This is a genomic window from Bradyrhizobium sp. SZCCHNGR1005, assembly GCF_032489995.1.
Lineage (GTDB): Bacteria > Pseudomonadota > Alphaproteobacteria > Rhizobiales > Xanthobacteraceae > Bradyrhizobium.
Genome location: NZ_JAUEZC010000002.1, coordinates 390915 through 415949 on the forward strand (window position 1 = coordinate 390915; position 25035 = coordinate 415949).

General features: G+C 64.5%; 27 protein-coding genes. 13 read left to right on the top strand and 14 right to left on the bottom strand.

The genetic code is table 11. The features are described 5' to 3' along the window. Window positions 1-3: 3 nt before the first annotated feature. The 6 genes from QXZ85_RS07895 to QXZ85_RS07920 all read right to left on the bottom strand — a co-directional run bounded on the left by QXZ85_RS07895 (window position 4) and on the right by QXZ85_RS07920 (window position 5303). A complete protein-coding gene (locus tag QXZ85_RS07895; protein ID WP_315769650.1) occupies window positions 4-1935 on the bottom strand; it encodes a tetratricopeptide repeat protein in 1932 nt (643 codons plus the stop codon). Between the two features lie 82 nt (window positions 1936-2017). After that, window positions 2018-2764, bottom strand: coding sequence for a di-trans,poly-cis-decaprenylcistransferase (locus QXZ85_RS07900; protein WP_315743512.1), 747 nt, complete (start codon window positions 2762-2764; stop codon window positions 2018-2020). A gap of 30 nt (window positions 2765-2794) precedes the next feature. Then, window positions 2795-3187: a transcriptional regulator gene (locus QXZ85_RS07905; protein WP_315702419.1), complete on the bottom strand. Its 393-nt coding sequence runs from the start codon at window positions 3185-3187 to the stop codon at window positions 2795-2797. Continuing rightward, window positions 3174-3791 (bottom strand): hypothetical protein, encoded by a 618-nt coding sequence (locus QXZ85_RS07910; protein ID WP_315747554.1) that lies wholly within the window; start codon window positions 3789-3791, stop codon window positions 3174-3176. Before QXZ85_RS07910 ends, QXZ85_RS07905 begins: the two co-directional genes overlap by 14 nt. 112 nt (window positions 3792-3903) lie before the next feature. Beyond that, window positions 3904-4209, bottom strand: a complete 306-nt coding sequence (locus QXZ85_RS07915) for a DUF3551 domain-containing protein (RefSeq protein WP_315702417.1) — start codon at window positions 4207-4209, stop codon at window positions 3904-3906. Between the two features lie 119 nt (window positions 4210-4328). Further along, window positions 4329-5303 carry a tripartite tricarboxylate transporter substrate binding protein gene (locus tag QXZ85_RS07920; RefSeq protein ID WP_316173908.1) on the bottom strand — a complete coding sequence of 325 codons (975 nt, stop codon included), beginning with the start codon at window positions 5301-5303 and terminating at the stop codon, window positions 4329-4331. Window positions 5304-5407: 104 nt separating this feature from the next. Between QXZ85_RS07920 and QXZ85_RS07925 the strand changes: the two genes are divergently transcribed. Continuing rightward, window positions 5408-5818, top strand: a complete 411-nt coding sequence (locus tag QXZ85_RS07925) for a VOC family protein (RefSeq protein ID WP_315702415.1) — start codon at window positions 5408-5410, stop codon at window positions 5816-5818. A 120-nt stretch (window positions 5819-5938) separates the two neighbouring features. Here QXZ85_RS07925 and QXZ85_RS07930 read toward each other — a convergent pair whose 3' ends face one another. Both QXZ85_RS07930 and QXZ85_RS07935 read right to left on the bottom strand, forming a co-directional pair. Next, window positions 5939-7042 (bottom strand): HD-GYP domain-containing protein, encoded by a 1104-nt coding sequence (locus QXZ85_RS07930; RefSeq protein WP_315702414.1) that lies wholly within the window; start codon window positions 7040-7042, stop codon window positions 5939-5941. A 210-nt stretch (window positions 7043-7252) separates the two neighbouring features. Further along, window positions 7253-7417: a hypothetical protein gene (locus QXZ85_RS07935; RefSeq protein ID WP_315702413.1), complete on the bottom strand. Its 165-nt coding sequence runs from the start codon at window positions 7415-7417 to the stop codon at window positions 7253-7255. A gap of 173 nt (window positions 7418-7590) precedes the next feature. Here QXZ85_RS07935 and QXZ85_RS07940 point away from each other — a divergent pair, with 173 nt between their 5' ends. Together QXZ85_RS07940 and QXZ85_RS07945 are read left to right on the top strand one after the other, a co-directional pair. Then, on the top strand, window positions 7591-7962 hold the full coding sequence (locus QXZ85_RS07940) for a hypothetical protein (protein ID WP_315703151.1): 372 nt from the start codon (window positions 7591-7593) through the stop codon (window positions 7960-7962). A 54-nt stretch (window positions 7963-8016) separates the two neighbouring features. Continuing rightward, the gene (locus tag QXZ85_RS07945; protein WP_315702412.1) at window positions 8017-8688 is read left to right on the top strand and encodes a dienelactone hydrolase family protein; all 672 of its coding nucleotides are present in this window, start codon (window positions 8017-8019) and stop codon (window positions 8686-8688) included. Between the two features lie 52 nt (window positions 8689-8740). Here the strand turns inward: QXZ85_RS07945 and QXZ85_RS07950 are convergent, their stop codons facing one another. The 3 genes from QXZ85_RS07950 to QXZ85_RS07960 form a co-directional block, all read right to left on the bottom strand. Then, window positions 8741-9451 carry a polysaccharide biosynthesis/export family protein gene (locus QXZ85_RS07950; RefSeq protein WP_315702411.1) on the bottom strand — a complete coding sequence of 237 codons (711 nt, stop codon included), beginning with the start codon at window positions 9449-9451 and terminating at the stop codon, window positions 8741-8743. Between the two features lie 177 nt (window positions 9452-9628). Beyond that, entirely contained in the window at window positions 9629-10285 is a 657-nt protein-coding gene (gene msrA, locus QXZ85_RS07955; RefSeq protein ID WP_315728118.1) for a peptide-methionine (S)-S-oxide reductase MsrA, read from the bottom strand. A gap of 120 nt (window positions 10286-10405) precedes the next feature. After that, the gene (locus QXZ85_RS07960; RefSeq protein ID WP_315747549.1) at window positions 10406-10723 is read right to left on the bottom strand and encodes a hypothetical protein; all 318 of its coding nucleotides are present in this window, start codon (window positions 10721-10723) and stop codon (window positions 10406-10408) included. Between the two features lie 357 nt (window positions 10724-11080). Here QXZ85_RS07960 and rpsT point away from each other — a divergent pair, with 357 nt between their 5' ends. Next, window positions 11081-11347, top strand: coding sequence for a 30S ribosomal protein S20 (rpsT, locus tag QXZ85_RS07965; protein ID WP_315702408.1), 267 nt, complete (start codon window positions 11081-11083; stop codon window positions 11345-11347). A 541-nt stretch (window positions 11348-11888) separates the two neighbouring features. On the opposite strand, the gene QXZ85_RS07970 is transcribed toward rpsT, so the two are convergent. Then, complete coding sequence (locus tag QXZ85_RS07970; RefSeq protein ID WP_315702407.1) at window positions 11889-12029, bottom strand: hypothetical protein; 141 nt, start codon at window positions 12027-12029, stop codon at window positions 11889-11891. A 590-nt stretch (window positions 12030-12619) separates the two neighbouring features. Between QXZ85_RS07970 and dnaA the strand changes: the two genes are divergently transcribed. The 9 genes from dnaA (at window position 12620) to QXZ85_RS08015 (ending at window position 24098) form a co-directional block, all read left to right on the top strand. Continuing rightward, window positions 12620-14050: a chromosomal replication initiator protein DnaA gene (dnaA, locus tag QXZ85_RS07975; RefSeq protein ID WP_315702406.1), complete on the top strand. Its 1431-nt coding sequence runs from the start codon at window positions 12620-12622 to the stop codon at window positions 14048-14050. Window positions 14051-14348: 298 nt separating this feature from the next. Continuing rightward, window positions 14349-15467 carry a DNA polymerase III subunit beta gene (gene dnaN / locus QXZ85_RS07980; protein WP_315702405.1) on the top strand — a complete coding sequence of 373 codons (1119 nt, stop codon included), beginning with the start codon at window positions 14349-14351 and terminating at the stop codon, window positions 15465-15467. 88 nt (window positions 15468-15555) lie between these two features. Further along, on the top strand, window positions 15556-15843 hold the full coding sequence (locus QXZ85_RS07985) for a GIY-YIG nuclease family protein (RefSeq protein WP_315728116.1): 288 nt from the start codon (window positions 15556-15558) through the stop codon (window positions 15841-15843). Window positions 15844-15910: 67 nt separating this feature from the next. After that, on the top strand, window positions 15911-17050 hold the full coding sequence (gene recF, locus QXZ85_RS07990) for a DNA replication/repair protein RecF (protein WP_315702403.1): 1140 nt from the start codon (window positions 15911-15913) through the stop codon (window positions 17048-17050). A gap of 265 nt (window positions 17051-17315) precedes the next feature. Continuing rightward, window positions 17316-19751, top strand: coding sequence for a DNA topoisomerase (ATP-hydrolyzing) subunit B (gene gyrB / locus QXZ85_RS07995; protein ID WP_315702402.1), 2436 nt, complete (start codon window positions 17316-17318; stop codon window positions 19749-19751). A gap of 213 nt (window positions 19752-19964) precedes the next feature. After that, entirely contained in the window at window positions 19965-21158 is a 1194-nt protein-coding gene (locus tag QXZ85_RS08000; RefSeq protein WP_315702401.1) for an acyltransferase, read from the top strand. 128 nt (window positions 21159-21286) lie between these two features. Continuing rightward, window positions 21287-22615, top strand: coding sequence for a UDP-N-acetylglucosamine 1-carboxyvinyltransferase (gene murA, locus QXZ85_RS08005; RefSeq protein ID WP_315761638.1), 1329 nt, complete (start codon window positions 21287-21289; stop codon window positions 22613-22615). A 19-nt stretch (window positions 22616-22634) separates the two neighbouring features. Further along, window positions 22635-23570, top strand: coding sequence for a hypothetical protein (locus tag QXZ85_RS08010; RefSeq protein WP_315769651.1), 936 nt, complete (start codon window positions 22635-22637; stop codon window positions 23568-23570). A gap of 48 nt (window positions 23571-23618) precedes the next feature. Continuing rightward, the gene (locus QXZ85_RS08015) at window positions 23619-24098 is read left to right on the top strand and encodes a DUF2867 domain-containing protein (RefSeq protein ID WP_315702398.1); all 480 of its coding nucleotides are present in this window, start codon (window positions 23619-23621) and stop codon (window positions 24096-24098) included. Here the strand turns inward: QXZ85_RS08015 and QXZ85_RS08020 are convergent, their stop codons facing one another. Together QXZ85_RS08020 and QXZ85_RS08025 are read right to left on the bottom strand one after the other, a co-directional pair. Next, complete coding sequence (locus tag QXZ85_RS08020; protein WP_315761634.1) at window positions 24099-24236, bottom strand: hypothetical protein; 138 nt, start codon at window positions 24234-24236, stop codon at window positions 24099-24101. 11 nt (window positions 24237-24247) lie between these two features. After that, window positions 24248-24679 carry a hypothetical protein gene (locus QXZ85_RS08025; RefSeq protein ID WP_315769652.1) on the bottom strand — a complete coding sequence of 144 codons (432 nt, stop codon included), beginning with the start codon at window positions 24677-24679 and terminating at the stop codon, window positions 24248-24250. Window positions 24680-25035: the final 356 nt, after the last annotated feature.

The following is a 25035-nucleotide window of genomic DNA, read 5'->3' on the forward strand; positions in this document are numbered from 1 at the left end:
GGATCAAGTTTTGGTTATGGCGTTCAGCTCATCGCGCACGCGCGCAATCACCGGGGCGTAGTCGCGGCCCAGATCCTGCCGGAACAATCGCACGTTCGGATACCAGGGGCTGTCGTCACGGTTCAACAACCAGCGATAATCCGGCGTGAACGGCAGCATGATCCAGGTCGGCGTGCCGAGGGCGCCCGAAAGATGGGCAACGCTGGTGTCGACCGTGATGACGAGATCGAGGCAGGAGATCAGCGCCGCGGTGTCGACAAAGTCCACGATATCGGCGGTCAGATCGAGGATGTCCGGACGCAGCGCGAGAAACGCCCGATCCGCGGCGCGAGGTTCCTTCTGCAGGCTGATGAACTGCGCATTCAGCTCGAGGAGCGGCGCCAGCGCCGACAGCGGCACCGAGCGATTGTGGTCGTTGAGATGGGCGGGGTTGCCCGACCAGACCAGACCGACGCGCAGCTTTCCGGTCGGGCCGAGCCGATCCCGCCACATCTGCATGCGCGCGGCCGGCGGAGGCGACAGGTAGGACGGCGCGGACGGAATCGTTTCCAGCTGTGTTGCGAAAGCAAGCGGCAGGCTCGACAACGGACAATGAAAGTCGATGGCGGGCAATTCATCGACGCCGCGTGCAAGACATCGTTCCACGCCGGCAACGCCGGCCAGCAGCGGCTGCAGCACCGCATCGACTTCCAGCAGCACGCGCGCGCCTTGCGCGGCCACCATAGTCGCATAACGGCAGAACTGGATGGTGTCGCCGAGCCCTTCGTCGCTGTGCAGCAGGATCGTTCTGCCCGCGAGCGGCGCATCGGCGAGCCACAAGGGAGCGGAAAATCTGCGCTCGACGAAGCCGACCGCGCGGCAGTTGCGGCCCCATTCGCGCGCCGCCCAGCCGCGCTCGAAATCGCCGGTCAGGAGCCAAAACAGCGCCGCGTTCCAATGCGCATCGGCAAAGTCCGGCTTCAGCGCGATCGCGCGCTCGAAGCTCGCAAACGCCGCCTCGAAGCGGTGCAGCTCGGCGAGCGACGTGCCGCGATGATTGTGAAAATCGGCAACGTCCGGCCGGATGGCGATCGCCGTATCGAACACGGCAATGGCCTCGTCATGCCGACCCAGATTCTGCAGGATGCAGCCGAGGCTGTTGGCGATATCCGGGTCGTGCGGTGCCAGCGCATGGGCGCGTTTTCCGACCTCGAGCGCTTCGGCGTAGCGACGCACCCGCCTGAGCGAGATGCCTTTGAGGCAGAGCACGCCGGGCTGATCCGCTTTCAGCTGCAGCGAGCGGTCGAACCGCGCAATCGCGTCGTCATAGCGGTCGGCGTCGAAATAGGCCAACCCCGCGTGATTGGCGGCGTCGAGATCATTGTGCCCGCATTTCAGCGCTTCATCGAAGCTCAATGCCGCCTCGATGTGGCGGTCCTGCGCCTTCAACAGCTCGCCGAGCCGAAACCAGGTCTCAGCCCGCTGCGGGGCGAGTTGCAGCGCCTGGTCATAGGCCTGCGCGGCTTCACTGAACCTGCCCTGCTGCTGCAGCAGCGCGCCAAGAGCCTCCCAGCTTTCGACCGCATCGGGCTTCAGCTGCAGCGCGCGATCGTAGCATTTGATGGCTTCGTCCCATCGCCCCCTCGCGCGCAGCGCCTGGCCGAGATCGACGAAGTAGTCAGCGACCGCCGGATCCTGGGTGATCGCACGGGCGAACCATTCGATCGCAAGATCGTGCCGCTCCGTCGCAAGACAAACCCGTCCCATCGCATGCAGCGCATCGGCATGGCCCGGATCCAGGGTCAGCGCACGCCGGCAGGCCTGTTCGGCATCCGCCACCCGGCCGGCCCGCAACATTCGAAGCGCCGCCGCGCACAGCGCCTCTGCCGTATCGGGCTGCGTGGCGCCGGCGACCTTGTTGGACTTGCCGGAAGGCCGGCGCTGCTGGCGATTCATCGCGAATTTCTGCCACTCCTGCAGGCAGCAGTAGATGATTCCCGGATTCCGGAGAAGATTGTTCCGCGCGATCTTATCGGTCTCAAAGGCTCGGCGCCGGAGCCAGCGGCAGCGCCTGGAGCCCGCCGAAGCGGCGCTCGCGACCATGGAAAGAGGCCAAGGCTTGCGCGAGGTCCTGCGCATCGAAGTCGGGCCACATACGCGAGGTGAAATGCAGCTCGGCATAGGCGCCTTCCCACAACAGGAAGTCGGACAACCGCTGCTCGCCCGAGGTGCGGACGATCAAGTCGACGTCGCGCAACCCGGCCTCACCGGTGACCAGGTTCGAGAAGGTCTCGCGGCTGAGCTCGCCGAGCTCGCGCGCCTTCAGCGCAGCATTCAGGATCGCGTCGCGCGCCGAGTAATCGACCGCGATCCGCAGGTGCAAGGTGGTGCCGGCCTTGGTGGCGGCTTCGGCGCGGACGATCGCGGCCGCGATCCCATCCGGCAGGCGGTCGCGACGGCCAATGACGGTCAGCCGCACGCCGTTGCGCACCAGCGCCTGGACCTCGTTGGCGAGATAGACGCGCAGCAACGTCATCAGTCCTGCGACCTCGGCGCGCGGGCGGCGCCAATTGTCGCTGGAAAACGCATAGAGCGTCAGGGTGCCGACGCCCTGCTCCGGCGCCGCTTCGACCACGCGGCGGATCGCCTCCACGCCGGCCTCGTGCCCGCGCAAGCGCGACAATCCGCGCCGTGTGGCCCAGCGGCCGTTGCCGTCCATGATGATCCCGACATGGAGCTTCTCGCTCACGATCGGTTCATGTTGAGGCTGGAAAGGACTTTGCATCACAAAGCTCCTGGTCAAAAAAAGGGGAGATCAAGCCCGGCTTGGCAGCACGCCGAGCGAGGCGGCCGCATCCTTGCCGACGGGCTCCTTGCCGGCGGCTTTGGCAGCGTCGCGCACCAAACCTTCGAGCACGGCAAGATAGTCGAGGAAGCGACGACGGCCGGTCTTGGTCAGGCGGCAAGTGGTATGCGGGCGGTTGCCCTCATATCCTTTCATCACCTCGACGAGGCCCGCGTCCTGCAGCACTTGCAGGTGTCGCGACAGGTTCCCATCGGTCAGTCCGCATAGCTGCTTCAGGTCGGCAAAGGCCAGCCCCTTTGGATGCGCGATCAACGATGTGAGCAGGCCGAGCCGCGCCTTTTCGTGAATCACGCGGTCGAGCCCGTCGTAAGAGAATGGCGCGCTGTTGTCAGTCTTCGACATCGGCTTCTCCGGACGCAAAATACAAAATTGCCGCCATCAACGCCTGACCGACCGCGAACGGCAGGCCCATGGTCCAAGGCGACAGCGAGTGGGTCGCGCTGGCCAGCACGAGCACGGCAAAGCCGGCGAGAAAATACCAGGCGCCCGCCAGCGCCACGGTGCGCGGCAGCAAGCGGACCGAGGCGAATACGCCGAGCGAGGTCAACACCTGCCAGAGTCCCGGCAGCATCCAGAGCGCTTCGGGGGCGAACCTCCACAACAGGATTGCCAGCAGGACGCCGGCAATCCCGGCGGGCAGGAACTGCTCGACCGCCTGGTGGATCATCGCGTCCGCAAGACCGGAGTGATGCCGGCGCGAGCGCGCCCGCATCTCGACCCAGATCATCGCGAGCGACAGGATCGCCGCGGCGGCCCAGCCCAGAAGGAAAGCTAACGGCTGAGCTGTGGGATCATCCAGCAAGGAGTGCTGCAGCACCGCGGTGATGAGCGCAACGGCCGACGTTGCCGCCATCGTGGCCGGACCATAGCCGCGGAACGCGGTGCCGGCAGCGAGTTGACTGCGAATGGCGCCGATGTCGGCGAGCGCCTTGTCGAGATCGCGCATCTCATACCCCGAACGAGTCGAACCGGACCAACTCGTACTTTGTACGGCAAAGTATACGGCCTTGCAAAGTGGATGCAAGGTCTTTCACGTGCTGCGCGACCGATTTTCTCCCTCAGTAATACTGACGGTAGCGATAATACCGCCGACGTTGCGGGGGCGGCAGTTCGTCGGCATAGACCGGAAGACCCCGACGAGCGCGCGCGAAAGCAACCACCGGGTTGATGCCGCAGGACACGAAGCGTCCGGACGCGCTGGCCTGGCATTGAGCGAATGTCTGGTAGGAGCAGTCACCGGGATAGCCGACGCCGCGGCCCTGCACGCACCAGGGATATTCGTATGCCGCCGCCGGCGTGACGCTGGCCGTGCTCGCCAAGCCCGTACCGACCAGGGCCGCTGCCATCAACGCGATCCGACGCATGATTCCTGCCTCCTCCGTCACCGAAGCGCGTTGAAGCACGGTGCCATGGTCAAAAAACGACATTTTCGCGGGCCTCGCGCGATGCGTTCGTCGTGAAGCGACGGAGCCACACCGCCGCGCTATTCCACCTTCAGCCCGGCGAACTCGACCACCTTCTTCCACTTCTCGGTTTCGGCCGCGATCATCGCGCCGAACGCCTCCGGAGACTGGATCAGCGGCTCGCCGCCGAGCTCTATGAGGCGCTTCTTCGTCTCGGCTTCGGCCAGGATGGTGTTGATCTGCTTGTTGAGCGCCGCGACGATCTCCTTCGGCGTGGTCCTGGGCGCACCGACCCCGAACAGCGCACTCGCCTCATAGCCCGGCACGGTCTCGGCGATCGCCTGTACCTCCGGCAATTGAGGCGAACGCTCGGCTGTCGTGACGCCCAGCGCCCGCAGCGCGCCCGAACGGATGTGCTGGATGATCGAGGGCATATTGTCGAAGATCACCTGCACCTGGCCGCCGAGCATATCCGTGATCGCCGGCGCCGCGCCGCGATAGGGCACATGCTGCATCTTGGTGCCGGTCATCGCCATGAACATCTCGCCCGACAGATGCACCGAGGTGCCGTTGCCGGAGGAGGCCATGTTCACCTTGCCGGGATTGGCCTTCAGATAGGCAATGAATTCGGCGACGTTGTTGGCCGGCACGTCCTTGTTCACGGCGATCACATTCGGCACGCGATTGAACGAGGCGATCGGCGCGATGTCTCGGACGAAATTGAACTTCAGGTTGGCGTAGAGCGTGGCGTTGATGTAGTTCGCCGGATTGACGAGGAGAATCGTATAGCCGTCGGGGGCGGCGTTCACGACGGATTCGGTGCCGATATTGTTGCCGGCGCCCGGCTTGTTCTCGATCACGAATTGCTGACCCATGGCCTCCGAAAGCCGCTGACCGATCAGCCTTGCCAGGATGTCGGTGGCGCCGCCAGGCGGATAGCCGACCACGAAGCGGATCGGGCGGGTCGGATAGTCCAGCGCCGACGCGCCGCGGATGAAGGCAGTGGCCGGAACTGCGGAAGCGATCAGGCCGATCGCGTGGCGACGTGAGATCATGCGTTTCCCCGAGGCATTATCGTTGTTATTGCTGGCCCGTCCGCCGCCGTCTTAGCTGGCGGTCTTGAGACCGGATCACCCGCTTCATGAAAAAGGGATAGTCCATGTCGGTCAAGGTCAATGCGCTCGATCACCTCGTGATCAATGTCAGCGACGTCGCCCGCACGACGGAATGGTATCGCAAGATCCTGGGCATGGAGGTCGTCGTATTCGACCCCGGTCCGGGCAAGGCGAAACGCACCTCGCTGATGTTCGGCAATCAGAAGATCAATGTGCGGCCGAAGGACGCGGACAAAGCCGACTGGTTCACCGCCGACCACGAGATGGCCGGCAGCGACGATCTATGTTTCCTCACCACGGCCGCGCCTGAGGACGTGGTGGCGCATCTCAAGGCGCATGGCGTGACGATCGAGGAGGGGCCGGTCGCCAAGCAGGGCGCCCGCGGCACCTTGCGGTCTGTCTACTGCCGCGATCCCGACGGCAGCCTGATCGAGATTTCGTCGTATGCCGAATGAGAGCTGCTTCGACGCCCCGGAGCGGGCCACGTTGCGCGCGATGGCTAAGTAACGGGGGAAACGCGTCCGCGGACCGCGGCGCGAATGCGATCCGCGCCGGCGAGCACGCGACCCGTCAGATCAATGTGCACCCATCGCAACGGGGCGGAAGGCCTGCAACAGCTGCTGATCCAGCTTCGCTCCCATGTTTTCCATGATCGCGAACGCGCGGGCCGGCGGGAACGGCGCCCGGTAGGCTCGCCGCTCGGTCAGCGCGCTATAAATGTCGACGATCGTGGTGAGCCGCACGATGTCGCTGATCTGTTCGCTGCGCAGCGCGTTCGGATAGCCGGTCCCGTCGAGAAATTCGTGGTGGTGCAGAATGACGTCGAGCATTTCCGGCGGGAAGCCACCTTGCGCGGAGAGCGCTTCATAACCGCGCCGCGGGTGCTGCCGCAGGATCGCGATGTCGTCGGATGTCAGCTTGCCTTGCTTGTCGAGCACCGCGACCGGAATGAACGCCTTGCCGACGTCGTGCAGCAGCGCGGCGCGGGTCAGGCGCCGCTGGTCGCCGTCGCGCATGCCGAGATGCAGCGCAAAGCCGACCGCAAAGCCGGTCACGAACAGGCAGTGGCGATAGGTGTCGTTGTGATGGCAGCCGACGACGGTCAGCCATTCGCGCAGCGACGAATGCTTGATGGCCTTCAGGATCCTGCCCTCGGCCGCGATGATGTCGTCCATCGACAGCGGCACGCCGGCCGGCAGCTTCTCGAAGATCTTGACCATGACCTCGTGCGCCGCCTCGACGCCGCGGTTGAGCAGCTTGCCGCGATCGGTCTCGTCATAGCCGTCATTGCCGGGAAAGGCACCGCGGACCCGCTGCAGCACATCCCCCGGGCTGAACGGACGGGCGATCGTATCGGTCGCGCCGAGCGCCCAGGCCTGCATGGTGGCGTGATGCAGAGCCTCTTGCAGCACGAACAGCCGCGGCATATCGCTGTAAGCGCGCGACGACAGCTTCTTGCGCACTCGCTGCACGCTCTCCGGCGAGCGCAGATTGATGTCGACGATGACGCCGGAGAAGCGGCCTTCTGGATCTTCCGGGATCTCGGCGGTCGGGATCATGTCGACGTCGCCGACCGACCGCAGGATGCGCGCGAGCTCGCTGCTCTGGTCGCCGCGATCCGATGCCAGCAACAAATGGCGCTTGGTTGCGGATGCGGTCTTCTTGGCTACTGCAGTCATGCGTGCGCGCCCCCGGGCCGTTTTGTTGCCGGCAGAATTTACCCGGCCGCGAGTTCCTCGCGGCTTAAGCAGCTCGTTCAAACTGTCTGCATTGCGGTAACCGCGAAGCTAACCTGATCGCGAGAATGCGCGGGAATTCCGGACGATTTGAATCAAAAGATCCGCGGGAAGGCGTACCGGCGCCCGGTCCGCATCACACCCTCCGCAACCCTACGCCTTCATCGCGCCCTTCTTCACCTTGACCTCACCCGAGCGCGCCACCGCGACATGGGCTACGCAGGCGGCCGGCTTGCGGGGCTTTGCGCTCCAGCGAGAAGTCGATCCCCATCCGCACCTGGGAACAATGATCGCGATATCGTGACGGCGCGACGACATCCCAAAGACATCCGCGCCAACTCGCGCGCCCTGCGCTCTATGCTTTGCGATGTGGTGCGAGGCATGCGATCCGACCACATGCTGTTGCAAGCCGCGGCTGTTTTCCTGATCCGCCGGATCACGCTAGACTGCGGCGCAACACACCAGCATCGAGACCGAACAACATGACCTGCATGGAACGCGGCACGGTACGGAGACTGCGGTTTCAGCTGCTGGCCTTGGTCGCCGGCATCGCGACGCTTGGCTCGGCAAAGGCGGATGCGCAACAGATTGGGTGGAGCGCCGCGCACCGCGTGCCGTTCACGGCAACGCTCTCCAACAACATACCGCTTGCCTTCGGTATGGACACCGAGACGACAGCCCGCGCGCTCGGCCAGCCGCTCCATTACGTGAGGGGATCGCCGGGCAACGAGATCTTTCTGGTGCTGCGCAATCTCGGCGGCAGCGGCCTGGTCCCGCATCACCATCGGCTGTTCCTCAAGTTTCGCCAGGGGCGGCTGACGGGCTGGAAAGAGGACTATGGCGAGAACTGGATGTGGCAATAGCAGCGAACGCGCCGCTTCGATCCGATCTCCAGCAAACTCAATGAGGAACGATCCGTGGGACACGACACCAAGCTGACGGCATCCGACAATTTTGAGCTCGGCGCCTACCGCGCCGATCCCGCAGGCCAACCGAAGGGCGCGCTGGTCGTGATCCAGGAGATCTTCGGCGTCAATCACCACATCCGCCACGTCTGCGATCGCCTCGCCGCGGAAGGCTATATCGCCGTGGCACCCTCGATCTTCGATCGGGTCGAGCCCGGCTTCACCTCGGGCTATTCGCCGGAGGAAGTCGCGGTCGCGCGCAAATTCATCACCAATCCGGATTGGGAGGCGATGCTGCGCGACACCCAGGCCGCAATCGATTCCGTGCAAGCCGCCGGCCCTGTCGGCATCATCGGGTTCTGTCTCGGCGGCAGCATCGCCTATGCGGCGGCTCTCAGGCTGTCGGGGTTGAAGGCCGCGGTCGGCTATTATGGCGGGGCGATCGTGCGCTTCGCCGACGAGCCGCTAAAGGTGCCGGTACAACTGCATTTCGGGGAGAAGGATGCCGGCATTCCCTTGAGCGACGTCGAGACCATCAAGGCCAAGCAGCCAGAGGTCGAAATCTTCGTCTATCCGGGGGCGCAGCACGGCTTCAGCTGCGACGAGCGCGCGAGCTACGACAAGACCTGCGCCGATCTCGCCTGGCCGCGGGCGATGGCATTTTTCGGCAAGCATCTGAAGTGATCGGCTGTCATTCCGAGGCGCGCGAAGCGCGCCCCCGGAATCACCGATCACGTCAGAACCAGCGTTCGCTGACCTGGATGGTATCGCCGGGTTTCAGCGAGGTACCGAGTGGCACCTCGTAACGTGCCGTCCCCGATGCGTCGGTATGGGTCAGCGTCACCGTGTCGCGCCGGGCCCGCGGCGAGAAGCCGCCGGCAATCGCGATCGCGCTCTCGACCGTCATGTTCGGCACGTAAGGATATTGGCCGGGCGCCTGCACCTCGCCGAGGATGAAGAACGGCCGATAGGCTTCGATCTCGACAGCCACCGACGGCTCACGGATGTAGCCGTTGCGCAAGCGGCCTGTGATCTCGGAGGCGAGGCCGGCCGTGGTGCGGCCGCGCGCGGGCACGGCACCGATCAGGGGCATGGTGATCGATCCCGATGCGTCGATCGCATAGGTATTCGTCAGGCCCTCCTGGCCGTAGACCACGACGCGCAGCTTGTCGCCGGCATCGAGATGATAGACGGAGTCGCGACTTCGCACCGGGCCGCCATAGGCGACCGGCATGGGAGCGGCGGCGAACGACTCGCGCAGCGCCGCGATCGCCCCCCCGCCCTGCCCGGTGGCGGCAACCGGGCGTGAAGCAGGCGGCGGACCGTAGGCCATTGCATCGAGATCGCTCGCGGACTGGCCGACGGCCACGGGGGAGACCGTCTGCATGCAGCCCGACAACAGCGAGGCAATGACGATGGCAATGACCGGCAGAGAGAACGCGCGCACTCGGGACAATCCCAGAAAGAGGATATGCCTAGTGATGCGCGGTTAAGGTTAACAAAGCGTTGGCGCGCGGTGCGGCGTCCCGTCCTCCGCGATCCCAGCCGATCGAAACAGCGAGTTCCGTCCTCCGCTCAGCGAGGAGGAAGACGGCGAACGTGCACCCACCGAGCTTCACTCAGCTTACGCGCTGACGCCGATACCGATCGGACAGGCGACGCCGGTGCCGCCGAGGCCGCAATAGCCGGCCGGATTCTTCGCCAGATATTGCTGATGATAATCCTCGGCGAAATAGAACGGGCCGGCGGGCGCGATCTCGGTCGTGATCGCGCCGAGGCTCTTCGCGCTCAGCGCCTTCTGATAGGCGGCCTTGGACTCTGCAGCCGCCTTCGCTTGCGCGTCGTCGAAGGTGTAGATCGCCGAACGATATTGGGTGCCGACATCGTTGCCCTGGCGCATGCCCTGGGTCGGATCGTGGCTTTCCCAGAACGTCTTCAGCAGCCGCTCATAGGAAATCAGCTTCGGATCGAACACGACCAGCACGACCTCGGCATGCGCGGTCCGTCCCGAGCACACTTCCTCATAGGTCGGATTCGGCGTGTGACCGCCGGCATAGCCCACTGCGGTGACATGGACGCCATCTCCGAGCTGCCAGAACTTGCGCTCGGCGCCCCAGAAGCAGCCGAGCCCGAACATGGCCTGCGCGAAGCCGGCCGGATAAGGCGCTTGCAGACGATGGCCGTTGACGAAATGCGTGGTCGCGGTCGGGATCGGGGTGCTGCGGCCTGGCAGCGCCTCGGCGACGCTCGGCAGGTCGGTGGCTTTGCGCGTGAACAGCATGGCTTTCCTCCGGGCACGGTCCGACGGCCCGCAGGAGGCGGCGCCGTCACCTTCGGCCGATCTTATATAGGGCTCTACGTCGGGACCGGCAGGCCCGTTACCGATCGGCAGCTATGGAGATCAGTCGCGGGAATAGCCGATCAGAGGCTTGCGCGGGCGGAACACCAGCATCAGGACGATGCCCAGGAGACCAAGCACGGCAAACACCGGCTGATCCAGCACGCCCTTGACGATCCATTCCCACAGGAAGGGCGCCCTGGCCTCGATCCAGGCATGGAACGCGGCCTGGCTGGACTGATGGACGTCGTTCCAGAACTGGCCGAAGCGGGTGAATTGCAGGGTCTGATCGGCCACCCAGCGAGCGCCGTCATAGACCATGAAGATGAAACCGCCGGCCAAGAGCAACAGCCCCACCAGTCGGAAGAAACCGCGGATCATGCCTCACCTGCTCCTGTGGCGCGGTCAGCGCGCTGCTAGGCCTTACCGGGCGATTTCAGGAAATTCAACCTCGTCAGGGGCTTACGGCCGCAATTGCCCTGCCGGACCGGGCTTTCCAGCCGCGCGAGGCCGTTGACGCTCCAAAGACCGCCCTCTATAAGGGCCGAAATGGCGGTGGGCGCAATCCCGCCGCCGCTGTTCTTTGAGCAGCGCCGACCTACCGAGCCTCTGGCGCTCCGGTCATGGCATTCTCAGAGAGGCGTCCAAACAACCCATCGCGTCGATCGGGCCGCAAGCCGCGGCCAGCGCGGATCTGCAGATTGCGGCGACGCTTGCCGCCGAAGGATATGTGAGAGCATGGCCAATACGACTTCAGCCAAGAAGGCGACGCGCAAGATTGCCCGCCGCACCATCATCAACAAGTCGCGTCGCACCCAGATGCGCGGCGCGGTGCGCAGTGTCGAGGAAGCGATCGCGAAGGGTGATCGCGAGGCGGCGTTGCAGGCAATGACGCGCGCCGAGCCGCAGCTGATGCGCGCGGCACAACGCAACATCATTCACAAGAACAGCGCGAGCCGCAAAGTATCGCGCTTGTCGCACCAGATCGCGAAGCTCGCGAAGTGAATTGATCGCACCATCCTAATCACGCAATGATGCATCGAAGCCCGGCGCGACGCCGGGCTTTTTTGTTGTCTTGTTCTGCGCGACTGCAGTGCAGATATTTTTCTGCGCACACGCGCGACGCATTTGCACGTGCGTTCACCACGTCTGTAGCTTTGCGTGCACGGTCCGTAATTTTACGAGGTGACAATTTAGCCGCACCTGCAACGCGAAGAACGACAGCGTCGCAGACCCAGCACCAACAGTGTCAAGACAACGCGCTTGGCGATTCCGAGCACAGCTGCACGCGCACGATGCGACGCGGGAGTTACTCGAAAAAACAATCTCGAAAAACTTCGGCTCGAAAATGACTTACCCACATAGCGCGACCAAGTATTTGGAAAAGATGCTCGTCAATCGGCCAACGTAAATTTTTTATGAAAAATTTTTGCGCGGCGCGTGCGATCCGTCACATCCGAGATTCCTCGCGCTGATTCAAGAACATGCTTTCTCGAACTGCAACGCTGCACTGCAGAGCGCTCGACGACTCGTTGCAGTGCGCCGATCAAATGGATTGCGAGAACTGGCGCATTGTGTATTTCTTAAATGGCTCGCGGGCGCCCACGATCTTTAAGACCAGCGCGGTTTTAGAAACGGGGCGGACGTGCAAATCGGCGGCGGTGTGCGCGTTGGCGACGCTTTCCAAGCGATTGTCGGTTCGTGGCCCATAGCAATATGGGTGACGGTGAAACTATGTCGAAATTTCTCGGGCGAGGCATCCATGCTTCGTGGTTTTGAACAAGAGAAATACGGGATAGGATCACTCCGGCAGCCACTTCGATAGCAACGCCTGACGAGTGGGACAGTTACGGGATGTAGTGGCGTAGCGGCTGAATCTGGGGTTCAGGCGCGGCTGCATTTGGGACATGTGCGAGATGACAACTTGTCGTGAGCAATCACGGCGAGGCGGGGAGGTTGCATGCTTTACGGACAAGTCGCGGTTTTACACCAACAGCCAGTTCCGGCTCACCCCCTCTTAGCGATCGACTTGGCAATCGATACCGCTAGCACTGCGATGGGCCCTCCCCCCAAGCCTTACCAGGCACCACCGTCGAGTCCGCTCTGATCTCGCGGAGGCCTTATTCCAGCCAGCACTGATCTGACCACCGGCGCTCGCGTCGACGGCGGAGCTATGCCTGGAATCAGCTTCCGGTTCGAGATCGCGCGCGCTTCGGCAGCAAATCTGCGCGAGGGCTCATGGCATTCATCACTCACCTTCAAGAAGTTACGGCGACAATGACAAATTCGGAACAGGAACGCTGGTCTCGGGTCAAAGGTCGGCTGCGGTCGACTGTCGGCGAAGACGTCTACACCAGCTGGTTTGCACGCATGGATTTGGAAAGCGTTCAGGATGAGAGCGTCCATCTGTCGGTGCCCACCCGGTTTTTGAAGAGCTGGATCCAGGCGCATTATGCCGAGCGCGTGCTGTCGTGCTGGCAGGCCGAAATGCCGGAGGTCCACCGGATCGATCTGACGGTGCGCTCGGCGATGCGCAACGCGATGCCGGCAAAGGAGGCGCCCGTGGCGGTCGAAGCACGCCGGGCTGAACGCAGCGACAATCGCCCGACGTTCGAGCCGCGCGCAGCGGCGATGCCGCCGGTCGCCGCCAATCATGACGCCCTCGGCGGCTCGCCGCTCGATCCGCGCCTGACCTTTGCAAGCTTCGTCGTCGGCCGCTCCAACACGCTGGCACATGCGGCGGCCCGCCAAGTGGCGGAAGGCCGTCGCGGCGACCCCGTGATGTTCAACCCGCTTTACATCCATGCCGGTGTCGGCCTCGGCAAGACGCACCTGCTTCAGGCGGTGACGTGGGCCGGCAATGCGAACCCCGAGCGCAAGGTGCTGTATCTTACCGCCGAAAAGTTCATGTACGGCTTCGTCGCGGCGCTGAAGAGCCAGACCGCTCTTGCCTTCAAGGAAGCGCTCCGCGGCATCGACGTGCTCGTCATCGACGACCTGCAGTTCCTGCAGGGCAAGTCGACCCAGGCCGAGTTCTGCCATACGCTGAATGCGCTGATCGATGCCGGCCGTCAGGTCGTGATCGCAGCCGACCGCCCGCCGTCCGATCTCGAAAGCCTCGACGATCGCGTCCGCTCGCGGCTGGCCGGCGGCCTCGTCGTCGAGATGGGAACGCTTGGCGAAGACCTGCGGCTCGGCATTCTCAAATCGCGCGTCGCCGCAGCCCGCGTGCATCACGCCAGCTTCGACGTGCCGGAGCCCGTGCTGGATTATCTCGCCCGCTCCATCACCCATAACGGCCGCGACCTCGAAGGCGCCATCAATCGCCTGCTCGCACACTCCAAGCTGAACAATCAGCCTGTGACCTTGGATATGGCCGAGCGCGAGGTGCGCGACCTGATCCGTCCCTCGGAGCCGAAGCGGATCAAGATCGAGGACATCCAGCGCGTCGTGGCGCGGCAGTACAACGTCAGCCGCTCCGACCTTTTGTCCTCGCGTCGCACCGCCAATGTGGTGCGGCCGCGCCAGGTGGCGATGTACCTGGCCAAGACCTTGACGCTGCGGTCGCTGCCGGAGATCGGCCGCCGTTTCGGCGGACGCGACCACACCACGGTGCTGCATGCCGTGCGCAAGATCGAGGGGCTGGTCGGCAAGGACAGCGCGCTCTCGGAAGAAGTCGAGTCGCTGAAGCGGCAGTTGCAGGAGTAAGTCTCTGCCGCGAGAGGCGCGGACAGAACGTCCTGCGCCCGGCGGCCCCGGCAGCCTTCTGGCGCCCTTCACCATCCTGTCTTAAACACTGCGCCGGCGGCCTGAAACGGCCGCCGAAAGGTGGGAAATGACCGTCCCATCTCTTGCGCTTCCGTCCCATCCGCGCCACTTTACGCTCCCCCTGCGCCCCGACTGAACCGAGGTTCCGATCGGGAGCGGGGTGTCATCGGCCGCGGCGCAGCTCAAAAGCCCGCCGGCATTTCCAGGACATGCTCAATCGGAGCGGGCGGGTATTGCTATGAAGGTCACGGTTGAACGCGCGCAACTCCTGAAGTCGCTGGGACACGTCCATCGTGTGGTCGAACGGCGCAACACCATTCCGATTCTGGGCAATGTGCTGGTCCGCGCCGAACAGTCGCAGCTGTCGCTGAAGGCCACCGACCTCGACCTCGAGGTCACCGAGACCCTGGCCGCGGAGACCGCGACCGCCGGCGCGACCACCGTGCCGGCGCACATGTTCTACGACATCGTGCGCAAACTGCCGGACGGCTCGCAGATCGTGCTCGAAAGCGACGGTGAACGTGCAGTGCTGGCGATCCGCGCCGGCCGCTCCCGCTTTACCCTGCAGACCCTGCCGGAGAGCGACTTCCCCGACCTTGCTGCCGGCGAGATGACGCACGCCTTCACGCTCGCGGCCAAGGACGTCAAGGGCCTGATCGATCGCACCCAGTTTGCGATCTCGACCGAGGAGACGCGGTATTATCTGAACGGCATCTACCTGCATGCGGCCGGCAACGCCAAGCAGCCCACCTTGCGGGCCGTGGCGACCGACGGCCACCGGCTGGCCCAGGTCGATCTGCCGCAGCCGATGGGCGCGGCCGACATGCCCGGGGTGATCGTACCGCGCAAGACGGTCAGCGAAGTCCAGCGGCTGATCGAGGACAACGAGGCCGAGATCCGGATCGAACTGTCGCAGGGCAAGATCCGCTTTAGCATCGGCCAGGTGGTCCTGACCTCGAAGCTGATCGACGGCACCTTCCCCGATTACGGCCGCGTCATTCCGCAGAACAACGACAAGGAACTGATTGTCGACAAGGTCGATTTCGCCGCCGCCGTCGACCGCGTTTCCACGATCTCCAGCGAACGCGGCCGCGCTGTGAAACTGGCGCTGTCGGCCGGCAAGCTGGTGCTCTCCGTGACCAATCCGGACTCCGGCAGCGCGACCGAAGAACTCGAGGTCGAATACGCCTCCGACCCGCTCGATATCGGCTTCAACTCGCGTTATCTGCTCGACATCGCCGCCCAGATCGAGGGCGAGGTCGCCGTGCTCCGCCTCGCCGACCCCGGCTCGCCGACCCTGATCCAGGACCGCGACCACAGAAACGCGCTCTACGTGTTGATGCCGATGCGGGTGTGAGGCTGTGGGCATAGCGGCAGCCTTCACCGAGCGCACAGCTTGCTTTATTCGTCATGGCCGGGCTTGACCCGGCCATCCATCCAAACAAATGACCTACTGGGTGTACATTCTTGCCAGCAAGCCCGGTGGAACGCTGTACGTCGGCGTGACTAACGACCTCGTCCGGCGCGTCTACGAGCGTCGCGAGGGCTTGGCTGAGAGCTTCACCAAGCGTTACGGCGTGAAACGGCTGGTCTATTACGAGCCGCACGACACGATTACCGCAGCGCTCCCGCGCGAGAAGAACATCAAGCGCTGGTCACGCGAATGGAAGATTGATCTGATTGTGGCGAGCAATCCCGACTGGCGTGACCTATATGATGAAATCGTCCGCTAGCGCGGACGATGGATTGCCGGGTCAGGCCCGGCAATGACACAGCTCCCGTCACTGCCGTCCGTTCTCAATGACCCCGTCCCGCATCAACCGCCTGGCGCTGACGCATTTTCGCAGCTATCGCTCCGCGAGCGTCGAGGCGCGCGGCGATCTGATCGCGCTGGTCGGCCCCAACGGCGCCGGCAAGACCAATTGCCTGGAGGCGATCTCCTTTTTTGCACCCGGCCGCGGCCTGCGCCGCGCCACGCTGGAGGATGTCGCCGATAACCAGGGCGACGGTTCCTGGGCCGTCTCGGCCGAGGTGGAAGGCGCGCTTGGCCTCGCCACTTTCGGCACCGGCATCGAGCCTCCGAGGAGTGATGCCGCCACGAGCCGGCGCTGCCGGATCGATCGCGAGCCGGTGGCCTCGGCGAGCGCCTTCGGCGACCACATCCGCATGGTGTGGCTGACGCCGGCGATGGACGGGCTGTTCATGGGCGCAGCCTCGGAGCGGCGGCGCTTCTTCGACCGCCTGGTGCTGGCGATCGACAGCGAGCATTCCAGCCGGGTCTCGGCGCTGGAGCGGGCCTTGCGCTCGCGCAACCGGCTGCTGGAAGTGCGCAATTTCGACGACCATTGGTGTGACGCCATCGAGCGTGAGACCGCTGAGCTTGCGGTTGCGGTGGCGGCGAGCCGCGGCCAGACCGCGGTCAAGCTCGCCGCCATGCTGCGCGCCCGCGGCGCCGCCTCCGCCTTTCCATCCGCGGAGATCGCGCTCGACGGCTGGATGGAGAATGCGCTGCTCGCCGAGCCTGCGCTCGCGGTCGAGGACCGCTACCGCGCGATGCTGCGCGACAATCGCGTGCGCGACGCCGCCGCGGGGCGCACGCTCGACGGCCCGCATCTGACCGACCTCCACGTCGTCTACGCGCCGAAGACCATGCCGGCGCGCGATGCCTCGACCGGCGAACAGAAAGCGCTGCTGATCGGCCTCGTCCTCGCGCATGCGACCCTGGTCGCGGAGACCACCGGGATCGTGCCGCTGCTGTTGCTGGACGAGATCGTCGCCCATCTCGATCCCGGCCGCCGCGCGGCGCTGTTCGGCGAGCTTGGAAAATTGGGCGCGCAGGTGTGGTTGACCGGCGCCGATCCCGCGGCCTTTGCCGAGCTCGGACCGTCCGGGGAGGTTTTCGATGTCGAGGCCGGCCGCATCAGCCGCCGCACCGCCTGACCGTCTCGGATTCCGGCACCTTCCTGCGCCTTTCGAGGCACGAAATTCCGTCGTTTTGCGGGGCTGAAATGGCCGGCCGAATCGGGCTTTTGCATCGCCCAAAACGGCGCGCTGCGCACCTTGAAAAACCGTTAAAAAATGCTATCTCTTCAATATCTTACAGGCGTCCACTTTGCGCTAGGCGCGCATCGCCTTTCGTGGCACAAATAGCATTCATCCCATCCCTGCGCGGCACCGCGCCTTCGGGATATCTCAAAGGCCTCACATGACTGAACCCGCCCGGCAAACGATCGCCGAAAACGAGCCTGCCATTGCGAGCACGTATGGCGCGGAATCGATCCGGGTGCTGAAGGGCCTGGACGCCGTGCGCAAGCGGCCGGGCATGTATATCGGCGATACCGATGACGGTTCCGGCCTGCATCACATGGTCTACGAAGTCGTCGACAACGCGATCGACGAAGCGCTCGCAGGCTATGCCACCGCGGTCGAAGTGGTTCTCAATCCCGACAATTCCGTCACCGTGCGCGACGATGGCCGCGGCATCCCGGTCGACATCCATAAGGGCGAGGGCGTATCCGCCGCCGAGGTCATCATGACCCAGCTGCATGCCGGCGGAAAGTTCGACCAGAACTCCTACAAAGTCTCCGGCGGTCTGCACGGCGTCGGCGTCTCCGTCGTCAACGCGCTGTCGAGCAAGCTGCAGCTGCGTATCTGGCGCGAGGACAAGGAGCATTTGATCGAGTTCGCCCATGGCGATGCGGTGGCGCCGCTCAAGGTGGTCGGCGAGGCCAAGGGCAAGCGCGGCACGGAAGTGACATTCCTCGCGTCGACCGACACGTTCAAGATCGTCGAATACGACTACGCCACGCTCGAGCATCGCCTGCGCGAGCTGGCCTTCCTCAATTCCGGCGTCAACATCGTGCTGTCCGACATGCGCCATGCGGTCGAGAAGCGCGAGGAGATGCACTATTCCGGCGGCGTCGAGGAGTTCGTCAAATATCTCGACCGCAACAAGAAGGCGATCGTCCCCGCGCCGATCATGGTGCGCTCGGAGGCCAATGGCATCACGGTCGAAGCTGCGCTGTGGTGGAACGACAGCTACCACGAGAACGTGCTGTGCTTCACCAACAACATCCCCCAGCGTGACGGCGGCACCCATCTCGCCGGCTTCCGCGGCGCGCTGACACGCCAGGTCAACGGCTATGCCGAGGCCAACGCGAAGAAGGAAAAAATCGCGCTGACCGGCGACGACTGCCGCGAAGGCCTGACTGCGGTGCTTTCGGTGAAGGTGCCGGACCCGAAATTCTCGTCACAGACCAAGGACAAGCTGGTCTCGTCCGAGGTGCGGCCGGTGGTCGAGAACGTGCTCAACGAAGCGCTCTCGGCCTGGTTCGAGGAGCACCCGGCCGAAGCCAAGGTGATCGTCGGCAAGGTGATCCAGGCTGCGGCTGCGCGTGAAGCCGCGCGCAAGGCGCGCGAGCTCACGCGCAAGAGCCCGCTCGCCATCTCGTCGCTGCCGGGCAAGCTCGCCGACTGCCAGGAGAAGGATCCGGCCAAGTCCGAGCTTTTCATCGTCGAGGGTGACTCGGCAGGCGGCAGCGCCAAGCAGGGCCGCAACCGCGAATTCCAGGCGGTGCTGCCGCTGCGCGGCAAGATCCTGAATGTCGAGCGCGTGCGCCCGGACAAGATGCTCTCCAGCGAGCAGATCGGCACCCTGATCACCGCGCTCGGCACCGGCATCAGCGACGACTTCTCCGCCGACAAGCTGCGCTATCACAAGATCATCGTGATGACCGACGCCGACGTCGACGGCGCTCACATCCGTACCCTGCTGCTGACCTTCTTCTATCGGCAGATGCGCGAGATCATCGATCGCGGCCATCTCTATATCGCCCAGCCGCCGCTCTATAAGGTCAGCCGTGGCAAGTCCGAGCAGTATCTGAAGGACCAGCGCGCGCTGGAAGATTATCTGATTGCCGCAGGCCTCGACGACTGCGTGTTCAGGACTGCCGATGGCGAGGAACGCAAAGGCCGCGATTTGCTGTCGCTGGTCGAGGATGCCCGCATCATGCGCAACGTGCTAGGCAATCTGCACAGCCGCTACGACCGCAAGGTGGTCGAGCAGGCAGCGATCGCCGGCGTGCTGCGACCGGACATCACCCGCGACATCGCCACCGCGGACGCCGCGGCGGAATACATCGCCAAGCGGCTCGACGTGCTGGCGGACGAGGTCGAGCGTGGCTGGGTCGGTCAGTTTGTCGAGGGCCAGGGCTTCACCTTCGAGCGCACCGTGCGCGGCGTCAAGGATGTCGCCGCGATCGATGATGCGCTGCTTGCCTCGGCGGACGCCCGCAAGCTCGACGACTACGCGCCGCGCCTGCAAGAGGCCTATGCGAAGCCCGGCCTGCTCCGCCGCGGCGACACCGAGACGGTGATCCACGGCCCGACCGACCTGTTCGAGGCGGTGACCGATGCCGGCCGCAAGGGCGTCACCCTGCAGCGCTACAAAGGTCTCGGCGAGATGAACCCGGAACAGCTCTGGGAGACCACGCTCGACACCGAAGCGCGCTCGCTGCTGCAGGTGAAGATCAAGGAGGTCGACGAGGCCGACGACATCTTCACCAAGCTGATGGGCGACGTGGTCGAGCCGCGCCGCGAATTCATCCAGGACAACTCGCTTTCCGCCAATGTCGACGTGTAGCTGAGTGCGACCCGGCCGCCATCGGCACGAGTCTCGCGAGACCCTCGCGCGATCCATCGTGATTGGGCCTGTCGCTCAACGGTTGCATCCGCTATAGTTGGATCGGACGAGCATCGCGCGATGCGGACCTGATTCCACATCGCGCGTGCCTCGCAAGCCCCTGTGCAGCTTCGGGCGGAGGCGCAGCCGATCGTAAGCAGCGTGTCGAGCGAAATGTCAGTCGCGGATGAGGCACTCCCTCGCGCGGCGCATGTCGCCGTCGAGAAGGGCACCGTGACCGCAGTCAAGGCCGGCGCGGCGGGCCGCAACGGCGGGATTGACGCGCTTCGCGCAGCGGTCACGCTGCTGGTCGTGTCCCATCACACCGCGATCACCTATGGCGCCATCGGCGGCTGGTACTACAAGGAAATCGCTCCATCGGAGACACTGGGCGGGGCGTTGCTCGTCCTGTTCTGCACGGTGAACCAGGCCTGGTTCATGGGTCTGTTCTTTCTGCTGGCGGGCTACTACACGCCGCCCTCCTATCGGCGCGACGGGCTCGCCGGTTTCGTCCGCGAACGCCTGGTCCGGCTCGGCATTCCCCTCGCGGTCTATTTTGTCGTCCTGCATCCCCTAACCGTCGCGCTGGCGCAGACGGCGAACGGACGCTCCTTCTCTCGCGTGTTCGAATATCTCTGGACGCACGGCCGATTCGAACCCGGCCCGTTGTGGTTTGCGGAAGCGCTGCTGATCTTCGCGGCGACCTGGCTGCTGTGGCAGTGGGTACAGCCGTTACCACGCGCGACGACAAAGCGAGCATTTCCGTCCGATGCCGTTCTGCTCGTGACCGCGCTGCTGATCGGCTTCGCTGCGTTCTTGCTGCGCCTGGTCTGGCCGGTCGGCGTAAACGTGGCCTTCCTGCAGCTTGGCTATTTCGCCTCCTACATCGCCCTGTTCGCGGCGGGCTGCGCCGCCGCCGACGGCCGCTGGCTCGAACACATTCCAGAGGCTCAGAAGAAAACTTGGCTCCGTGTCGCCTTGATCGCCGTTCCGGTCTTTCCGCTGGTCGGATTCATCGACCTGAAGTTTCACGTGCTGCCCGGCAACGCGGAAGGCGGGCTGAACGTCCAGGCGCTGGTCTACGCCTTCTGGGAGCCGTTCGTCGCCTGGGGCTTCCTCCTCGGATTACTGACCGCCTTTCAGCGGCGCTTCGCCCGGCTGACCGACGGCTGGACGCGGCTCGCCCGCCGCGCCTACCTGATCTACATCATCCACCCGCCGATCCTGGTCGGCACGGCGCTGGCTTGGCGCGACATCGCCGCGCCGGGGCTGCTGAAGTTCGTGATCACGGGATCGGTGGCCTGCACGCTGTGCTATCTTGCCGCGGGTCTGCTGTTGCGCGTTCCTGGCGTCGCACGCGTCGTGTAATCGGCATGCCTGCCGGGTCGCCATGGGATTGCTGACCTCCCCGCAATTGCCCTAGATGTCCGCCATGACGCCGCCGCGCGTGGCCGGCACCGCCGGCGTTTCCGAAGCCAGACTCGGATAGGAACCTCATGGATCACGACCTTCGGAAGCCTGAAGCCGGCGGGACGCCCATCAAATACATCGTCGAGGGCGGCCATCGCCTCAAGGGCGCCATCGAACCCTCCGGCAACAAGAATGCGGCGCTGCCGATCATCGCCGCTGCTTTGCTCACCGAGCATCCGGTCACGCTCGACAATGTGCCGCGCATCCGCGACACCGAGACGCTGGTGGAACTGATCCGTTCGGTCGGCGCTTCGGCCGAATGGCGCGGCCGCAACCGGCTGGCGATCCACGCCAAGGAGATCCGCGCCGCGGATCTCGACCCCGATCTGTGCGCGCGCATTCGCGCCTCGATCCTGCTCGCCGGCCCCCTGCTCGCGCGCTGCGGCGAAGTGGCGCTGCCGCCGCCGGGCGGCGACGTGATTGGCCGGCGCCGCCTCGACACCCACTTTCTCGCCTTCGAACAGCTCGGCGCCACCGTGACCGCGACCGACAAGATCGAGCTCCGGGTCTCGCAACTGAAGGGCGCCGACGTGTTCCTCGACGAGCCGAGCGTCACCGCGACCGAGAACGCGCTGGTGGCCGCGGTGGCCGCGCAAGGCACCACCTATCTGCGCAACGCGGCGTCCGAGCCGCATGTGCAGGATCTCGCGCATTTCCTGGTCGCACTCGGCGCCAATATCGAGGGCATCGGCACCAACACCATGGTGATCCATGGAGCAGCGCCCCTCGGCCAGGCAGCCTACGCGATCCAGCCCGACCATATCGAGGTCGGCTCGTTGATCGGGCTTGCGGCGGTCACGCGCTCCCCGCTACGTATCGTGCGTGCCGGCGTCGATCACCTGCGCTCGATCCGCATGGGCTTCGAGCGGCTCGGCATCGTCTGCGAGATCGCCGGCGACGATCTCATCGTGCCGTCCGACCAGACCTTGAAGATCAAAGACGATTTCGGCGGCCACGTGCCGAAGCTCGAGGACCAGCCCTGGCCGGCCTTCCCGGCCGACCTGATGTCGATTGCGATCGTCACGGCGACCCAATGCGATGGCGTCATCGTGATGTTCGAGAAGATGTTCGAGTCGCGGATGTTCTTCGTCGACAAGCTGATCTCGATGGGCGCGCGCATCGTGCTGTGCGATCCGCATCGCGCGGTCGTCGCCGGCCCCAGCAAGCTGCGCGGCGCCTCGATGATCTCCCCAGACATCCGCGCCGGGATGGCGATGCTGCTGGCAGCTGTGTGCGCCGAGGGCACCTCGACGATCAACAATGCCGACCAGATCGAGCGCGGCTATGAGCGGATCGACGAGCGGCTGAACGCGCTCGGCGCCAAGATCACCCGCGTTCCGGAGCGGGGGCGGTAGCAGCTTTTTCTCGAGCGCAATGATGCGATCCAGCGGCCATCTCACGTTTGAGCGCTTGGTCCATTCGGACTGGAGCAGCAATGCTCCCAAGCGCTGGAGCGCCTGCGCGCTTCGCAGGCAAGGTGGCTGGCTGGTCGAGCGGGTCGCACAAACGCCGTCGTCGGACGCCTTGCTCGACGAGTTGTTCGGCCATGCAAAACCGACGCTCGCCGGCTTTGATTTTCCGATCGGCCTGCCACTGGCTTGGCTGGGGCGGATTGGAGCCGGCTTTCGCGAATTCGTCTGCTCGCCGCAGGCCCAGCATTTTCTCCAACCCGCCGACACCCTGTTCCGCATCTCGCCGCTACAGCCGTTCTATCGCAAGCATCCCGCCGGCGGCCGGCGCGCCGACCTGTTGCGCGCGCTCGAATGCTCCACCTTCGATCAGCTGCTGCGCGACTGTGACCGGCCTACGTCTTGCCGCTCCCGCGCGGAATCGATCTTCTGGACGGTCGGCGCCAAGCAGGTTGGGAAGGCGGCCTTGGCCGGCTGGCAAGATATCCTGATTCCGGCGCTGGAACGTGGCGCCGCGCTGTGGCCGTTCGACGGGATGCTGGCAGCGCTGCAAGGACCTGCCCTGACGATCGCGGAGACCTATCCGGCGGAGGCCTATCAGCATATCGGCATGCGGCGGACAATCGGGAAGCGCACCCAGACCGGACGCAGGGAGGGCTGCGCCGCGATGTTCGCCTGGGCGGCCCGCCATGGCATCCAATTCTCGTCCGATGTCGAGGAGAAGCTGCACGACGGCTTTGGCCCGCGCAAAGACGGCGAAGATCCATTCGATGCGCTGGCCGGTCTCTGCGGCATGATCGAGGTCGTTGATGGCCGTCGGGCTGAAGCCCCTGTAACGGCACCATTGTCATTTCCTCGCGAAGGCTGGATTCTCGGGCAGATCGACCTACCCTGCGCGTGACCTCGCCTGTCAGCGCAGACCGGACTCCAGATGAGAGGCTCGCCGCATATGACGATCAACGAGACCAGTCCCACCGTCGACCGTGCGCGATGGCTCGACGGCGCCGAGTTCGCCGACGCCTTTTGCATGACGGTCGCCAGCAATACGATCGATGCCCGTACAGCAGCGACGCGGATGTTCGGCCGCTCGCCGCGTTGGGTCGAGGCGCTGCTCGCCTTGCGCAACCTGCTGGTCGCACCATTCGGGCTGAAGACCTCCGGCGCCGGCGATAGCGGCAGGCTCGGCTTGATCGGCATGTTCCCCGTGATCAGCGAAACACCGGAGCAACTGGTCGCTGGTTTCGACGACAGCCATCTCGACTTCCGCGTCGTGATCGACGTCACCGCCGCAAGCGGGGGCCGCCAGGTCACGGCCACGACGCTGGTCAGGACGCACAACCTTCTCGGCCGTTGCTATCTCGCCGTGATCACACCGTTTCACCGGCTGGTCGTGAAGGCGATGCTCGGGCAGATCGCACGGCCCGCCTGATCACGCGCCCGTCTCGGCCGCCTCCTCCATGTCCACCGCGCCGTTTTTTTTCACATCCATTGACGCGTTCGACCAGGCCGTCACGACGCCTTCCGGATCAAACGGGAGGTAAGGCGCCCCCCATTCAGCCGAGGCCATGAGACGCCGCCTCATGGCGACTGACGCGATCCGGCAAACCAGTCTCGCGCATCCCGACGGAAAAGCATCGAAACGGCGAGGGCTGATACGACGAATGCGATACAGGAAATGATTGCCATGGCAGGGTTGAAACGAAACCGTGCTTCGAAACTCAAGATGACACTTGGAATGCCGCCGATCACCGAAATCATGCTGATCCAGCGCGCCCAGTTTGTTCGCCGACGCGCGACCAGCCAGATCCATAGTCCCTGCGCTGCAAATAAAGCTAAGACCAGGATCGGGTACGCGACTGGATGTTGATTGGTGTATTTGACAAGGGTCGCCCGATCGGCGACGGCGGATGCCGCGGTCGCGACGACGGCCACGATTGCAAGCCGTTCGTACCAGATGACGCTGACGGGACGGATCGCGGACTGCGGCTTCTCCGATACTCCATTGATCACGAATGCCTCTCCCTGCGTTATCGGCACCGCATGGTCGCAGATGCAAGCACAACCTTCAACGGTGGGTATACGCTCCCCTGCAGCGGCCGCCGGATCTCATCGGCGGCCGCCCCACGCCTTGCGCGGAGACATTTAATTCCGCAATCGGATGAACGGCATGCATTAGAAGAGACCGATGCGTCTGAATCTTCGACTTGCATAAATTCCGAAAATCAGAAATACTGCATCTGTCCCGCTCTCATGAGAGGGACGCTTCGCGATCGTCACGAACGTTGAGAGCGGGATGCGGTGGACGCGGTCGCTTCACAGCGCGCACTCGGTTGAGCCGAGGCTGGCGCGTGGACGAATGAGCGGCG

Coding starts and splice junctions, on each gene's coding strand:
- QXZ85_RS07930 (WP_315702414.1), bottom strand. CDS start 7,042: ATGACTGCAGTAGCCAAGAAGACCGCATCCGCAACCAAGCGCCATTTG.
- QXZ85_RS07900 (WP_315743512.1), bottom strand. CDS start 2,764: ATGCAAAGTCCTTTCCAGCCTCAACATGAACCGATCGTGAGCGAGAAG.
- QXZ85_RS07960 (WP_315747549.1), bottom strand. CDS start 10,723: ATGATCCGCGGTTTCTTCCGACTGGTGGGGCTGTTGCTCTTGGCCGGC.
- QXZ85_RS08015 (WP_315702398.1), top strand. CDS start 23,619: ATGACGATCAACGAGACCAGTCCCACCGTCGACCGTGCGCGATGGCTC.
- QXZ85_RS07920 (WP_316173908.1), bottom strand. CDS start 5,303: ATGATCTCACGTCGCCACGCGATCGGCCTGATCGCTTCCGCAGTTCCG.
- dnaN (WP_315702405.1), top strand. CDS start 14,349: ATGAAGGTCACGGTTGAACGCGCGCAACTCCTGAAGTCGCTGGGACAC.
- QXZ85_RS07905 (WP_315702419.1), bottom strand. CDS start 3,187: ATGTCGAAGACTGACAACAGCGCGCCATTCTCTTACGACGGGCTCGAC.
- QXZ85_RS07910 (WP_315747554.1), bottom strand. CDS start 3,791: ATGCGCGATCTCGACAAGGCGCTCGCCGACATCGGCGCCATTCGCAGT.
- murA (WP_315761638.1), top strand. CDS start 21,287: ATGGATCACGACCTTCGGAAGCCTGAAGCCGGCGGGACGCCCATCAAA.
- gyrB (WP_315702402.1), top strand. CDS start 17,316: ATGACTGAACCCGCCCGGCAAACGATCGCCGAAAACGAGCCTGCCATT.
- QXZ85_RS07915 (WP_315702417.1), bottom strand. CDS start 4,209: ATGCGTCGGATCGCGTTGATGGCAGCGGCCCTGGTCGGTACGGGCTTG.
- QXZ85_RS07925 (WP_315702415.1), top strand. CDS start 5,408: ATGTCGGTCAAGGTCAATGCGCTCGATCACCTCGTGATCAATGTCAGC.
- QXZ85_RS08020 (WP_315761634.1), bottom strand. CDS start 24,236: ATGGCCTCGGCTGAATGGGGGGCGCCTTACCTCCCGTTTGATCCGGAA.
- QXZ85_RS07940 (WP_315703151.1), top strand. CDS start 7,591: ATGGAACGCGGCACGGTACGGAGACTGCGGTTTCAGCTGCTGGCCTTG.
- QXZ85_RS08000 (WP_315702401.1), top strand. CDS start 19,965: ATGTCAGTCGCGGATGAGGCACTCCCTCGCGCGGCGCATGTCGCCGTC.
- QXZ85_RS07985 (WP_315728116.1), top strand. CDS start 15,556: ATGACCTACTGGGTGTACATTCTTGCCAGCAAGCCCGGTGGAACGCTG.
- QXZ85_RS07895 (WP_315769650.1), bottom strand. CDS start 1,935: ATGAATCGCCAGCAGCGCCGGCCTTCCGGCAAGTCCAACAAGGTCGCC.
- QXZ85_RS07935 (WP_315702413.1), bottom strand. CDS start 7,417: ATGTCGTCGCGCCGTCACGATATCGCGATCATTGTTCCCAGGTGCGGA.
- QXZ85_RS08010 (WP_315769651.1), top strand. CDS start 22,635: ATGATGCGATCCAGCGGCCATCTCACGTTTGAGCGCTTGGTCCATTCG.
- msrA (WP_315728118.1), bottom strand. CDS start 10,285: ATGCTGTTCACGCGCAAAGCCACCGACCTGCCGAGCGTCGCCGAGGCG.
- rpsT (WP_315702408.1), top strand. CDS start 11,081: ATGGCCAATACGACTTCAGCCAAGAAGGCGACGCGCAAGATTGCCCGC.
- recF (WP_315702403.1), top strand. CDS start 15,911: ATGACCCCGTCCCGCATCAACCGCCTGGCGCTGACGCATTTTCGCAGC.
- dnaA (WP_315702406.1), top strand. CDS start 12,620: ATGACAAATTCGGAACAGGAACGCTGGTCTCGGGTCAAAGGTCGGCTG.